Annotated in this window: 11 protein-coding genes; 6 read left to right on the top strand and 5 right to left on the bottom strand. The window is 39.8% G+C overall.

The features are described 5' to 3' along the window. Positions 1-3: 3 nt before the first annotated feature. Positions 4-1323, top strand: coding sequence for a dipeptidase (locus tag ALE3EI_RS11005; RefSeq protein WP_186988628.1), 1320 nt, complete (start codon positions 4-6; stop codon positions 1321-1323). Next, positions 1316-1852, top strand: coding sequence for a hypothetical protein (locus ALE3EI_RS11000; RefSeq protein WP_186988626.1), 537 nt, complete (start codon positions 1316-1318; stop codon positions 1850-1852). Before ALE3EI_RS11005 ends, ALE3EI_RS11000 begins: the two co-directional genes overlap by 8 nt. A gap of 7 nt (positions 1853-1859) precedes the next feature. On the opposite strand, the gene ALE3EI_RS10995 is transcribed toward ALE3EI_RS11000, so the two are convergent. From ALE3EI_RS10995 to ALE3EI_RS10980, 4 genes are all read right to left on the bottom strand, one after another. After that, positions 1860-2462: a YqaA family protein gene (locus tag ALE3EI_RS10995; RefSeq protein ID WP_186988624.1), complete on the bottom strand. Its 603-nt coding sequence runs from the start codon at positions 2460-2462 to the stop codon at positions 1860-1862. A 276-nt stretch (positions 2463-2738) separates the two neighbouring features. After that, the gene (locus tag ALE3EI_RS10990) at positions 2739-3389 is read right to left on the bottom strand and encodes a hypothetical protein (protein WP_186988622.1); all 651 of its coding nucleotides are present in this window, start codon (positions 3387-3389) and stop codon (positions 2739-2741) included. Between the two features lie 35 nt (positions 3390-3424). Next, positions 3425-5743 carry a M14 family zinc carboxypeptidase gene (locus ALE3EI_RS10985; protein ID WP_186988620.1) on the bottom strand — a complete coding sequence of 773 codons (2319 nt, stop codon included), beginning with the start codon at positions 5741-5743 and terminating at the stop codon, positions 3425-3427. Further along, on the bottom strand, positions 5740-5922 hold the full coding sequence (locus tag ALE3EI_RS10980; protein WP_186988618.1) for an adenylosuccinate synthetase: 183 nt from the start codon (positions 5920-5922) through the stop codon (positions 5740-5742). Before ALE3EI_RS10980 ends, ALE3EI_RS10985 begins: the two co-directional genes overlap by 4 nt. A 163-nt stretch (positions 5923-6085) precedes the next feature. Between ALE3EI_RS10980 and ALE3EI_RS10975 the strand changes: the two genes are divergently transcribed. The 3 genes from ALE3EI_RS10975 (at position 6086) to ALE3EI_RS10965 (ending at position 8920) form a co-directional block, all read left to right on the top strand. Next, positions 6086-6952 carry a sigma-70 family RNA polymerase sigma factor gene (locus ALE3EI_RS10975; protein WP_186988616.1) on the top strand — a complete coding sequence of 289 codons (867 nt, stop codon included), beginning with the start codon at positions 6086-6088 and terminating at the stop codon, positions 6950-6952. A gap of 84 nt (positions 6953-7036) precedes the next feature. Further along, a complete protein-coding gene (locus ALE3EI_RS10970; RefSeq protein WP_186988614.1) occupies positions 7037-7924 on the top strand; it encodes a mechanosensitive ion channel family protein in 888 nt (295 codons plus the stop codon). A 153-nt stretch (positions 7925-8077) separates the two neighbouring features. Beyond that, positions 8078-8920, top strand: a complete 843-nt coding sequence (locus ALE3EI_RS10965) for an OmpA/MotB family protein (RefSeq protein ID WP_186988613.1) — start codon at positions 8078-8080, stop codon at positions 8918-8920. Positions 8921-8976: 56 nt separating this feature from the next. On the opposite strand, the gene ALE3EI_RS10960 is transcribed toward ALE3EI_RS10965, so the two are convergent. Next, positions 8977-9594 (bottom strand): helix-turn-helix domain-containing protein, encoded by a 618-nt coding sequence (locus ALE3EI_RS10960; protein WP_186988611.1) that lies wholly within the window; start codon positions 9592-9594, stop codon positions 8977-8979. A gap of 207 nt (positions 9595-9801) precedes the next feature. Between ALE3EI_RS10960 and ALE3EI_RS10955 the strand changes: the two genes are divergently transcribed. After that, positions 9802-13470, top strand: coding sequence for an Ig-like domain-containing protein (locus tag ALE3EI_RS10955; RefSeq protein WP_186988609.1), 3669 nt, complete (start codon positions 9802-9804; stop codon positions 13468-13470). The last annotated feature ends 20 nt before the right edge of the window (positions 13471-13490 follow it).

The following is a 13490-nucleotide window of genomic DNA, read 5'->3' as shown; positions in this document are numbered from 1 at the left end:
TCTATGAAAATATCACAAAGCTATACTATGTTGAGTTTACTATGCAGTGTCGTATTTCTTTCTACATCTTGTAAAGAAGCAGAGCATAATGAAACCGAGGAGCAAATATTGGCCAGAGCAAAAGAAATTCACGAACGAGTCATTACATTAGACACGCATTGTGATATTAATGTGAATAATTTTACAGACTCCATCAACTATACCCAGGACTTGGATACCCAGATCACCCTGCCAAAAATGAAAGAGGGTGGTTTGGATGTGGCGTGGTTTATTGTGTATACCGGGCAGGATTCACTAACCGATTCGGGATATGCAAAGGCATACGAAAACGCAATCGCCAAGTTCGATGCCATTCATCGCCTCACCGAAGAAATTGCTCCAAATGATATTGAGCTGGCATTGACTTCCGATGACGTAAGGCGCATTGTAAAGAGTGGAAAAAAGGTTGCCATGATAGGAATAGAAAATGGTTATCCGGTTGGAACCGACATCGCTAATGTTGAAAAATTTTATAATCTGGGGGCACGATATATGTCATTGTCTCATAACGGGCACAGTCAGTTATGCGACAGTAATACCGGTGAAGAAGATGATATTTGGCTTCATAATGGTTTAAGTGAACTCGGCAAGGATGTTATAAAAGAGATGAATCGATTAGGAATGATGATAGATGTTTCTCACCCTTCCAAAGAATCGATGAGGCAGATGATAGCATTGACAAAAGCCCCGATCATTGCCTCTCATTCCTCAGCAAGGGCATTATGTGATCACAGCCGAAATTTGGACGATGAGCAGTTAGAATGGCTAAGGGAAAACGGAGGAGTAATACAAACCGTGGCGTTTAAGTCGTATTTAAATACCGAAAAGAACGATAAGCGTGTCGCTATGGAAGACGAGATCGCACGTGAGATAGCCGATTCGATGGGTGTGACCTGGATGGAATGGAAAGAAGTTAGACAATTACCTGCTGAAGAACGGGAAGCGTTTTTTGATTTCTATGTGAAAATGGTTCCATTGCGCGAGAAAAAACTGTCCACTATGACAGACCTCCCCCCTGCCGTCAACGTTTCAGATTTCGTGGATCATATAGATTACCTGATAGAAAAAATAGGAATAAGGCATGTTGGAATTAGCAGCGATTTTGATGGCGGAGGAGGAATTGAAGGGTGGAGTGATGCTTCTGAAACTTTTAATGTTACGCTCGAGCTGGTAAAACGAGGCTATTCCGAAGAAGAAATTGATATGCTCTGGAGTGGAAATCTTTTGAGAGTACTGGACGAAGTTGAAGCTGTGGCAAAAAGAATTCAGAATAAAGATGTTTAAGCTAACTCATTATAACAAACGTGCCCTTTATGGCGGACTGTTTGCCGCTCTGGTAACTGGAACGGGAGCATTTTTACTAGGGAATATTAGTGGATACGAAGCACGCGAGCTTTTAGCTTCGTCCTTACCGGGAATAAATACCTTGTGCAATACCATAGCACTGGCATCTGCAACCATTTTGGCCTTATTGCTTACCTTATTAAGTATTAGTTCGGGGTCACAATCGAAACTTAAGCGTGAGCATTACGAACATGTTATGCGAATTGCCCGCATGGATACTGTTGTATTTGTAGTTTCTTTAGTCACCTTTCAGGTGTTGAATATTCCTTTTTCTGAGGCTGAGGGAGTATCGGGCATGTGGTATATAACGCTGTATTATGTTTCATTGGGCGTTTCATCTCTACTATGTGGGGCATTAATTAGCGTAGTTTTAATGCTCTATAATGCTGTAGTTAATATCATTAAGGTAGTTGGATTGGGCGAAACCGACAACCCTTTAGTAAATGACGATACATCTGAAGAAGAGTAAGAACAGGCTACACTAAACTAAAGATCGCAATTGCGTATAAATAGAAACGTACGAAGCGTAGCGTACCGAACAGCAGGTAGTTTCGGAATTTGTAATTGATCGTACCCGCAGCCATACTCGTCATAGAGAATGGAATAGGTAACAGCGCTCCTACTATGATAAGGAATCCTCCCCATTTTCTAACATTGCGTAGGTGCTTCTTCATTTTTACTTCCACATACTGATATACCGAAGGTATTCGAAGTATCCATTTGCCTATAAAGTATGAGGTAATACCTCCAAGATATGAAAGTACGGCCAACAGACTTAAATAAACAACAGGTGCGGCCGTTTTATCGGACCAAGCGATAAAAATTTCAGGTGGTATTAATCCCAATAGGGATTCAGAAACAAAGAATACAGAAAGAATGCCTACAGGAGCATAATTTTCGGTAATATATGTAAAGACACTGCTGAAATCAATTACAAAAAGATCTAAAATTACGATTAACAGGACAAACCCTATAATGGGCAAAGCTGCTTTTTTAAGAGCACTACCTACAAAGGAATAAAATCCGGTTAAACTATAATATTTATGAAGTCTCTTAAGACCACTTTCTTTGGTTCTCATTTCGTACTTTAAATTTCAAGCAAATCTTTGGGGCAAAACTAAACATATTAATGAATTATACCTGTTAAAAATTGCCCAATTATAATTTGATTAACGCTATATGGCTTAAATATTTTTCTGCGTATATATTTCAACCATCATTACCACTTCTGTAGATCCCCAAACCTCTTGTTACCTTTAATATCTGTAGAAAATACAACATACAAAATCAGTGATAAAAGATCTTTTTCAGAACAAGATCATCTTTTTTGTAATATATAGTATGAACTAATAGTATTATTGCTTAACAATAATGATCGTTGCCTTCTTTCCGGTTAACAGATTCCATTCCTTGGCAGAAATTAGGAGGCCATTATCGTCATAGACATGCAATTCGGCGGTATTGGGTCCCGAGGTGCCCTGGTTTAACGCCTGAAATTCTATACGATTCATTCCGCTTTCGAGTGGGAGTTTAAAGCCGTGAAAAGCTCCGTCTAGCGAGATATCAGACTGTACTATATCTTCATTTACAAAGACCCTTATCCGGTCTCCATCCACGTATTCATGATCGCGATATTTAACGTGAACAAAGGCAGCTCCGGTGGTCACATCACCTAAAAACTGATCCCTTCCGTATTTCTCATCGGCTTCCTTATCTTTCTGAAATGCCTTAGGAGCTGTATCCGTCTTGTAGTCCAGCAATCCGTCATCTTTAGTAATATCCAGCTTTTCCTCCTTGTCCTCCAATCCGTTGACAGGTTTGTAATCTTTCTTAAAATCACTTAAGCCTGGCTTCTTAGTAGCCGGCAGTTCGAGACCTTCAGGGTCGTTAAAGCTTTCTGAATTCTCAAAACGAACAGATGTGTTGGGGGTTTCAAATTGCGACCATGCCGAGACACAACAAAATCCCATTAGTAGACAGAATACGGTTATTTTATTAGTTTTCATTGCACAAACCTAAATCAATAATCAGACCAAATTGATTAAAGTTTTACAATTTTCTTTAGGGCCGTTGTTTGTCCGTTTTCATTTACAACTTTCAATAAATAAAGGCCAGAATTTAAATGTGCGGTTGAAATTTGAATCGTATTGTTTTTTACTTCGGAAGTGACCGAGATCGTTCTTCCTTGAATATCAAAAAGTTCAATATTCCGTGAAATTAGATTTAAATCTGCTGAAAACTGAATAGTAAGGGTTTCATCAAACGGATTCGGATATACAGAAATGCTCTCAGTGATGATCGATCCACCGCTGGATAAGGTATTGAGATCGTAATCAGAAACCTCAAAATCATCAAAATAAAATCCGTCGCCGGGAGTATTATTATTCGATTGCATTCTAAATCGAAACAATACATTACTCTCCCCTGTCAAGGAATTAAGTTCGTAGGTACGTATATTCCAACGCTCATTTTGAGTAAAGGTCTGTAAGTCCTGCCAGTTACTTCCACCGTTTATAGAGTATTGAAATCGCACATTATCTCCATTATCAATAGCCCATTTAGCGGCGAATGATACAACCGGTAAAATCGCATTACTGAAATCGAATGGTTGATCTAAGGAAAAATAATTGAGGACGTTGTTAGATCCATTTCCCCCATCCGAATCCCCGAAACTTCGGGTCCCGCTGTAAGAGTCGTCATTAAGTACTTCCCAGCTGCTACCAGAACCGGAAGTAGTCCATGCCGTAGTCCCGTTTTCCGCATCGTCGTAAAAATATAACGTCTTGGCTCCAATATATACCGGAATATCCATACTTTCATTAATAATCCCATCCTGATACGTTGAAACTGTAAGAATAAAAGAACTATCCGAAAATCCGGGATCTATGCCAACAACCAGCGGATTAGTTGAATTATCAACTCTGCTTCGGGCTGCTAAGCTTCCTAAATTAACATTGGCGGGTAGGCTAATACCCGAAGCCGTGGTTGACAGTCCTATCGTAACATCGCCTAAAGTATCTTCCAGGCCAATATTCTTTACTTCAACAACTAAATTAAAATTCTGACCCGGACTTACAGGATCTATAGGCTCGTGGCTTTGAACGTCGAGATAGGCTCCGGCGATCCATGATTGAAAGAACATAGGATATACATTTTCATCGACCAAGGAAAAAATGGTACTCGGCGGTGGCCAGAAGCCACTACCGCCAATTTCAGGTGTCCAGGTATAAATTCCCTCGCTATGAAGGTAATCGCGCGTTGTTCCACAGCTCGTATAGCCCAACATTTGAGAGGTGGTGCCGTACAAATAATTATTGTCTGATGCAAAGGTCGAAGCCCATTCCGAATAGATCTCGAACTCCGGCGGGGTACTATTAAAACCATATGGCATTAAATAGGTTCCTGCCGTAGAATGTGTGCTGAACCCGGTATTTGGCTGTATCTGTACCATAAGATCACGTACCGCAATAGCTTCAGGCTCTGAAAAGGCCATAGGACCTCTATAAGTTCCTGAACACGGATTGGTACTTGAACAACTGGGGTCGTTGGCATATCCAAAGCTGTAATTTCTGTTCAGGTCAACTCCACGGCAGCTGCTACCTGCATTCACACTTCTGTTTTTACGCCACATTCCACCGCCGTTGGGATCGGTTTGCTGGTTATAAAAATAGCCGTCGGGATTCACTACAGGAACAAAATAAAGCTCTCTGTTATCAACAAGATACTGTACTGCCGGGTCTGTCGCATAGTTTTCTAACAACCAGAACATATAATTAATGGTTACCGCCATGGCCGACGGTTCTCTAGCATGATGCAAACCATCAAAATAGACTGCGGCTTCAGCTTCGTCTACATCCGGATTGTCGGAGATCTTTACCATCCAGATCGATCGACCTTCTTCGGTTGTACCTATACTGGTCTTGGTAGTAATTAAATTTGGAAAATTGGCCTTCATTTCATCGAGCTTAGCCTCCATTTCGGCCAAGGTGTAAAAGCCTCCCATAGTCCCAAGATCAAATCCGTTGGCGACCATTGCTCCACGCGTCATGTTTTCAACATTGGGCAAATCGCTCTCAACCATATTGGCATAGTATTCTGCGTAATCGGGAATCAATACCTCGAAATTAAATCCTGAATTTTCGAGTGCGGCTTTTTCATTTTCCGTTACGAAAAAAGCGATGGTGTTAGAATTTATCGTTTCAAAATGGTCAAGATCCAGATCCAAGGAATTTAACTGTTCCATAGAATCAACACTTTCAATACTGACAGCAACTTTGCTGAAGGTTTCCTGAGCCAAAACTGAATGTATGGAACCTAATAATAGACATAGGGCTAACAAAAATTGTAGAGTTTTTTTCATTTTTTTGATTTCATAAGTTTTCTACGCCAAATAAAATACAATATCAATACGGCAATAGGAATTGCAATATAGATAATAATATCGGCTGTATTGGTTAGATCAATAGGTGAATTGTTATCGGGATGCGGAACTTCTTTTGGAATTTGGAAGCCATAAGTTAGGCCAAACGGGTGATACATGATAAAAATTTGATTAGTAACAGTATACATTGTTACTTTTTGGTTTGAAAATAATAAAAAAACTATCCGATACGCCTTAATTTAACATATAATGTTAAGTATTTGGATTTCTCCTTTCTTTGGCTTACAATGTACCTCCATAAAAATGTAAAATTTTATCTATATGAGACAACTCAAAATTACGAAGCAGGTTACCAATAGAGAGACAAAATCTCTAAACACTTATTTACAGGATGTAAGTAAAATTGATTTGATAACCGCTGAGGAAGAAGTTGAGTTAGCACAACGTATTCGAGAAGGAGATCAACGGGCATTGGATAAATTAACCCGTTCCAACCTGCGTTTTGTTATTTCGGTGGCTAAACAATATCAGAATCAAGGTTTAAGTCTTCCCGATCTTATAAATGAAGGAAATGTTGGTTTGGTAAAAGCCGCCAAACGATTTGATGAGACACGCGGATTTAAATTTATTTCCTATGCCGTGTGGTGGATTAGACAGGCGATCATGCAAGCGCTTGCAGAACAATCACGTGTAGTTCGGTTACCCCTTAATAAGATAGGTGATATAAGTAAAATTAAAAAAGTTTCTATTTTCTTACAGCAAAAATACGAGCGACCACCTACGGCCGAAGAGATTGCAAAAGAGTTGGATATGCCGGTACGAAAGGTAAAAAGTTCCATGAAAAACTCGAATAAGAGTTTATCGATGGATGCACCGTTTAAAGAGGGTGAGAATGAAAATAATCTTTACGATGTTATCAGTTCCGGGGAAAGTCCGAAGCCGGACAACAATTTAATTCACGAATCTCTTAAAATTGAAATTGACAGAGCATTGAATACGCTCTCCCCTCGTGAAGGTGATGTGGTTAAGCTTAATTTTGGCCTTGGTGGACAACCACCTATGACCCTTCAGGAAATTGGAGATACATTCGAATTGAGCAGAGAGCGTGTGAGACAGATACGGGAAAAAGCGATTCGCAGACTGCGTCTGGATTCTAAAAGCCATATTCTAAAGAAATTTCTTGGATAGTTTTAGCAGAATTTTAAATCTGCCCCAAATTAATTATGACTTATATTTAAGGTAAATAATTAAATTTCAAAAACCATTACTTAAATGTCACAAGATTTTAGTGTAAATGATTCCGTATCCAACTTATGGGATAAACTGGACGGATGGCTGGATGCGATCATTCTAAAAATACCCAACTTTATAGTAGCCGTTCTCGTAATGGTGGTATTTTATTTTCTCGCCCGCCTTATCTCAAAGTTGGTGAAAAGATTTCTTCTTAAGAAAATTGGCCAAGAGTCCATTCGTCAAATGCTCGGCAAGTTAATATTTGCTATAGTACTCCTTATAGGTTTCTTTATCGCTTTAGGTGTAATGGAACTGGATAAAGCACTCACCAGTATCTTGGCAGGAGCAGGTGTCATTGGGCTGGCGGTAGGATTGGCTTTACAGGGAACCCTAAACAACACGTTTTCAGGTTTGGTGTTGTCATTCTTGCCTAAAATCCGAATAGGAGATTTTGTAAAGACCAATGATATTGAAGGTTTTGTTACGGAGATAAGCCTTAGAAACATTGTATTGCGAAAAACCGACAACGAATATGTAGTGATTCCAAATTCGAAAGTAGTTGAAGAGCCCTTTGAAAATTATTCCTGGTCTGAAAGATCTCGAATTTCGGTCTCCTGTGGTGTTGGTTATGAAAGTGACCTTCAGAAAGTGGAAGATCTGGTATTGAAAATTATAGGTGAAAATTTTGAGCAAAGGGAAAATGAAGGAATTGAGTTTTTCTTTACTGAATTTGGAGACAGCTCAATCAATTTTATTACTCGATTCTGGATAAGCTGTAAGGCACCCAAACCTAAACTGGAAGCTCAGCACAAAGCAATTAAACTAATAAAAATGCATTTCGACGATGCCGACATTAATATTCCGTTTCCAATTAGAACATTGGATTTTGGTAAAAATAAACTTCAAATGAACTCATCTTCAGACTAATATAAATTTAAAAAGCAATTACAGGAAGGGGAATGCAAGCGCATTCCCCTTTTTTATTTAACAAAACAATAGCACTCCTTAACGAATAATTGGCGGGCTGCGGGGGTTATACTAAATACATTTGATAAAAATTAAACCATTAAAACTATTACTATGAAAAAACTATTTGTACTGACCGCAGTTGCAGTATCGTTTTTAACGGTATCCTGTGTCTCTAAAAAGAAGTATGTTGAATTGGAAAATCAATATAACGATACGCGGTCCACATTAACTAAGACCCAACTCGAAAAAGAAGAAATTGAAGCAAAATATGCAAAGATCGAAGAAAGAGTAGCCAACTATAATGCTAAGATTCAATCCTTAACCGAAAGTAATAATAGCAGACTTCAGCAATATGAAAATGTAGTGTTATCTAATGATGATAAAGAGAAAATGAAAAAGGCTCTGGCCAATGTAGATCAAAACGAATTAGCACAAGCCAAAACTCTTGAGGATTCTATGAATCTAATCGTTTCATATAATTTGAAAAAGAATCTGGACAATAACCTGATCGCTGAAGGCGAAGAAGATGACATTACCATCGATATAGACGAAACTGTTGTAATGATTACTATTTCAGACAAATTATTATTCAATTCAGGTAGCTACCGTGTTAATCCTAAAGCAAATCCTCTTTTAGAGCGACTAGCAACAGTGATCAATAGTGAGCCGGCATTGGAAGTGATGATCGAAGGTCATACGGATGCACAAACGGTAAAAGATGGTGCCTATATTAAAGACAACTGGGAACTAAGTGTGGAGCGATCTACAGCAGTGATTAGAACCTTACAGGATAAGTATGGAGTAGCTCCTGAAAAGTTGATCGCAGCCGGAAGAAGTAGTTATAGTCCTATTACCGATAATGATACTGCGGAAGGAAGAGCGAAAAACAGAAGAACCAGAATCGTGATCCTTCCAAATCTTGATAAATTCTTGGCGTTGCTTTCTGCCAACTAAATTGAAAGTAAACAACTATGCTGAAAACGGCTCCGATGATCGGAGCCGTTTTTTTTTTAAACTAACTTAAGTTCTGAAGGTTGCATTTCACTAACATTAAAATTATCCAGGACCTGCCATGCTTTTAAAATATTTTCATCAGAAACGATCAACGAATGATCATCTTTACAATGTTTAAATTCATATTGTTTCTTCTTCAGGTGAATACAGCGTAATTCATCCACGATATATTTCTTAGACATTAGCTGAATAATATAGAGAATATTTTCTCCGATATGTTTCTTTCCAATCTTCTGCCCCACTACTACACTTCCCGAAAGTATTGAAGGATTACATGATTCGTTTACTTTAAGCAATATTAAATTGCGATTGGTATTGACAAGTTTCAACTCCTTGATTACTTCTGCAGACGTTCCACTGTGAAAATACCTTGTGTCCTCAACTCCTTTCTTCGCTTCCTTTTCAACTTCCTCAATCCCGAAGAAAGCATAATCAAGAGGAATATTATGGGCGCTGCATAATTCCATAACCTTATTAAAATTGAGCGTGTCTCTTTTCTTCCATGTAGACAAAGTATTGTATTTAATATCCAACATTTTGCACAGTTCATTATCGGTGGTAAGCCCTAACCTTAGCTTTAACCGATCTATTATAATATTCGCATTTTGAGACATTTTAACAATATTTTAAGATAAAATTACATATATTTGGTTTAACAACCTGTTTTTTTAACACTTAATCAGATAAATCCTTTTGAAATAATATGTGAAGACAGGGGATAAAACACAAATGGTATTATATAAAATCGAACAAGTTCTAAACTATAAAATCTACGCCAATTAAACAGATTTTATAATGATAAATTTTAATTCTTAGAGCCTATGAAACCAATTCTTCCTACTCCATTAAAACTGTTGCCCTCTTTTTTGATTTTTATTACTTTTTTTATTGGAACAACAAATAATTATAGTCAGAACTTCATTTTTGCCGATCAGGTTACTTTTGAAAGTAATGTAGACAACGCTGCTAATGCAACGGTTGTAGACAGTAATTTCGCAACCTTAAATTCTTTTGGTGGCCTAGTCGCCGGAGTTGGAGATTATACCGGGGAATTAGAATTAGAATTTCCGGAAAACATTCCTGCAAACACAACCACCTATATTAGAATCGACTTTGATCCGGATTTTTTAAACTGCCTCACCGGAGGTAGTTTAGGTAGCCTACTGGCCGATTCGATAGGTACGGTTATTTTTGGAAACCACTATTTTAACGTTGAGGCAAGAGATAGCAGCGATGCTACGGTTTTTTCAGCAACATGTGAGATCCCTCCATTTAATGGAAGATTCAGAGTCGTACAGGATGCATTGGGCAATTTCTATATTGCTATTACTCCAGATCAGCCTTACAATAAGGTATATATAGAAGATAATACCGATTCACTCCTACTGGGAACTTTTCACTCAATGAATGTTTACCATGCCTTTTATTATACCGATAATCAATGCTCTATAGATCCTTTATTTACAGATTATGATGGTGCCGGAATCACCTTAGATCTTATAAACATTGGTGGCGCCGGTGTTACCAATGCGCACTATGCGATCGATCAAGACCCTGATAATTTTTCAGAAATAAGTCTGGGAATATTAGGTGTTATCGCAAGCATTGAACAAAATGTTTATTTTCCTGCGCCATACACTCCACAAGATGAATTTGAGATAACATTTAAAACCGATCCAACGCTCCTTTCTCTTGGTATATTGAATAACATTCAGGTTAGTGCGTACAACGGAACTTTACAAGTTTTTTCAGATAATATGGCTTCCTTTATCACTCTGGATCTGTTAACCTTATTACAAAATGGGGAAAGAGCTTCTGTTCCATTCGATCCCGGTGTATCATTCGACAAGGTCACCATAAGGCTAACTTCTTTGCTCAATGTAAACATTGCTCAATCCATTGATTTCTATGGAGTGAATGTTAGCCGACCTGATGCACCCACAACAACAAATTCCCTTCAAACTTTTTGTGCTGTCGATGACCCGGTAGTTGGTGATATTCAGGTAAATGAATCTAATATTATATGGTATAATGCCTCAACGGGAGGTACCGCATACCATATCACAGATCCATTAACCCATGGTCTCACCTATTATGCCGCTCAAATAGAAAATGGATGTGAGAGCGAATTAAGACTGGAAGTAACCGTTCATATAGACGATACCCCAGCTCCTACTACATCCGAACCCACTCAGATCTTCTGTGTGATCGACAACCCTACAGTAGCCGATCTACAGGCAACAGGCCCCAACATTATTTGGTATGATGCCCCAACGGGAGGCACACCTTACGCCACGACCGAATCCCTGGTGAATGGACAAACCTATTATGCGTCGGCTACAAATGCTACGGGATGCGAAAGTTCAAGCAGACTTGAAGTAACCGCTCAGATCGAAGATACACCTATCCCAACAACAACCGATCCTACGCAGATCTTCTGTGTGATCGACAATCCTACGGTAGCCGATCTGCAGGCTACAGGCCCCAACATTAATTGGTATGACGCACCAACGGGGGGCACACCTTATGCCACGACCGAACCGCTTGTTGACGGACAAATCTATTATGCATCGGCCACAAATGCTACGGGATGTGAAAGTTCCAACAGACTTGAAGTAACCGCCCAGATCGAAGACACACCTATCCCAACCACAACCGATCCTACGCAGACCTTTTGTATGATCGACGATCCTACGGTAGCCGATCTGCAGGCTACAGGACCCAACATTATATGGTATGACGCGCCAACGGGGGGCACACCTTATGCCACAACAGAACCGCTTGTTGACGGACAAACCTATTATGCATCGGCCACAAATGCGACGGGATGTGAAAGTTCCAACAGACTTGAAGTAACCGCCCAGATCGAAGATACACCTATCCCAACGACAACCGATCCTACGCAGGCCTTTTGTATGATCGATGATCCTACGGTAGCCGATCTGCAGGCTACAGGACCCAACATTATATGGTATGACGCACCAACGGGGGGCACACCTTATGCCACAACAGAACCGCTTGTTGACGGACAAACCTATTATGCATCGGCCACAAATGCGACGGGATGTGAAAGTTCCAACAGACTTGAAGTAACCGCCCAGATCGAAGATACACCTATCCCAACGACAACCGATCCTACGCAGGCCTTTTGTATGATCGATGATCCTACGGTAGCCGATCTGCAGGCTACAGGACCCAACATTATATGGTATGACGCACCAACGGGGGGCACACCTTATGCCACGACCGAACCGCTTGTTGACGGACTAACCTATTATGCATCGGCTACCAATGCCACGGGATGTGAAAGTTCCAACAGACTTGAAGTAACCGCCCAGATCGAAGACACACCTATCCCAACGACGACCGATCCTACGCAGACCTTTTGTGTGATCGACAATCCTACGGTAGCCGATCTGCAGGCAACAGGACCCAACATTGTATGGTATGATGCGCCAACGGGGGGCACACCTTATGCCACTACCGAACCGCTTGTTGACGGACTAACCTATTATGCATCGGCTACGAATGCTACGGGTTGTGAGAGTTCAAACCGATTGGAAGTAACTGTACAAATTGAAGATGTTACCTCCCCTACTATTTCTTCAGATGCCGGAAGTCAGGTTTGTTTGGAAACCATCATTACTTATACCACGGAACCTGGGCACGAAAATTATATTTGGGACGTTAGTGGCGGCATAGTGATAGAAGGTGGTAGTTCGGTAGATAATTTTGTTAGGGTCGAATGGACTACGTGGGAAAACACAATGGTGAGTGTCTCTTATGATCCTGTTGGGGAATGTAATTCCGGAGCATTAGTGACATTCAACGAAACAGTGGAGATATGCTCAGATCTCACCATCACTAAAACAGTAAGTGACCCCAATCCTATGATAGGAGATGAAATTAGTTTTATCATTTCGGTAACCAACGAAGGACCTAATGGCTTCGAAAATGTAATTGTTCAGGAGCATATTCAATCCGGATTTGAACTTATAAGTTTTAATGCCACTATTGGAAATTATGACCCGTTAAGTGGTATCTGGACCATAGATTTCCTCCCTCCCAACGAAACAGCTGTACTGACCGTTCTGGTTCGTGTGCTGGGAACGGGTGATTATACTAATACGGCAATAGTTTCAACAACCGATCCTGAGGATGCCAATGTCTCTAATAATATTGTAGAAGTTGGTGTTCTTCCCATTTGTCTTGTGGTTTACAATGAATTCTCTCCAAATGCCGATGGAATTAACGATAGATTCGTGATTGACTGTATAGAGAGTTATCCCGATAACGAACTTCAGATTTTTAACAGATATGGCAGCCTGGTTTATAAACAGCAGGGCTATCAAAACGAATGGGACGGAACCGCAAACATAAGTGGTGTCGACAATAACGGTGATATCCTCCCTAGTGGAACCTATTATTATATACTTAAGATCAATACCGATCTCATTCCAAAATCCGGATGGATTTTCTTAATGAAGTAATTTTTCTAACGCTACAAATA

The organism is Constantimarinum furrinae (assembly GCF_014295415.1).
Lineage (GTDB): Bacteria > Bacteroidota > Bacteroidia > Flavobacteriales > Flavobacteriaceae > Constantimarinum > Constantimarinum furrinae.
This window is presented reverse-complemented; position numbering and strand designations above follow the sequence as displayed.

What these genes read in the sequence shown, in the direction of transcription:
- ALE3EI_RS10975 (WP_186988616.1), top strand. Translation starts at nt 6,086, where the DNA reads ATGAGACAACTCAAAATTACGAAGCAGGTTACCAATAGAGAGACAAAA.
- ALE3EI_RS10980 (WP_186988618.1), bottom strand. Translation starts at nt 5,922, where the DNA reads ATGTATCACCCGTTTGGCCTAACTTATGGCTTCCAAATTCCAAAAGAA.
- ALE3EI_RS10960 (WP_186988611.1), bottom strand. Translation starts at nt 9,594, where the DNA reads ATGTCTCAAAATGCGAATATTATAATAGATCGGTTAAAGCTAAGGTTA.
- ALE3EI_RS10955 (WP_186988609.1), top strand. Translation starts at nt 9,802, where the DNA reads ATGAAACCAATTCTTCCTACTCCATTAAAACTGTTGCCCTCTTTTTTG.
- ALE3EI_RS10970 (WP_186988614.1), top strand. Translation starts at nt 7,037, where the DNA reads ATGTCACAAGATTTTAGTGTAAATGATTCCGTATCCAACTTATGGGAT.
- ALE3EI_RS11000 (WP_186988626.1), top strand. Translation starts at nt 1,316, where the DNA reads ATGTTTAAGCTAACTCATTATAACAAACGTGCCCTTTATGGCGGACTG.
- ALE3EI_RS10995 (WP_186988624.1), bottom strand. Translation starts at nt 2,462, where the DNA reads ATGAGAACCAAAGAAAGTGGTCTTAAGAGACTTCATAAATATTATAGT.
- ALE3EI_RS11005 (WP_186988628.1), top strand. Translation starts at nt 4, where the DNA reads ATGAAAATATCACAAAGCTATACTATGTTGAGTTTACTATGCAGTGTC.
- ALE3EI_RS10985 (WP_186988620.1), bottom strand. Translation starts at nt 5,743, where the DNA reads ATGAAAAAAACTCTACAATTTTTGTTAGCCCTATGTCTATTATTAGGT.
- ALE3EI_RS10990 (WP_186988622.1), bottom strand. Translation starts at nt 3,389, where the DNA reads ATGAAAACTAATAAAATAACCGTATTCTGTCTACTAATGGGATTTTGT.
- ALE3EI_RS10965 (WP_186988613.1), top strand. Translation starts at nt 8,078, where the DNA reads ATGAAAAAACTATTTGTACTGACCGCAGTTGCAGTATCGTTTTTAACG.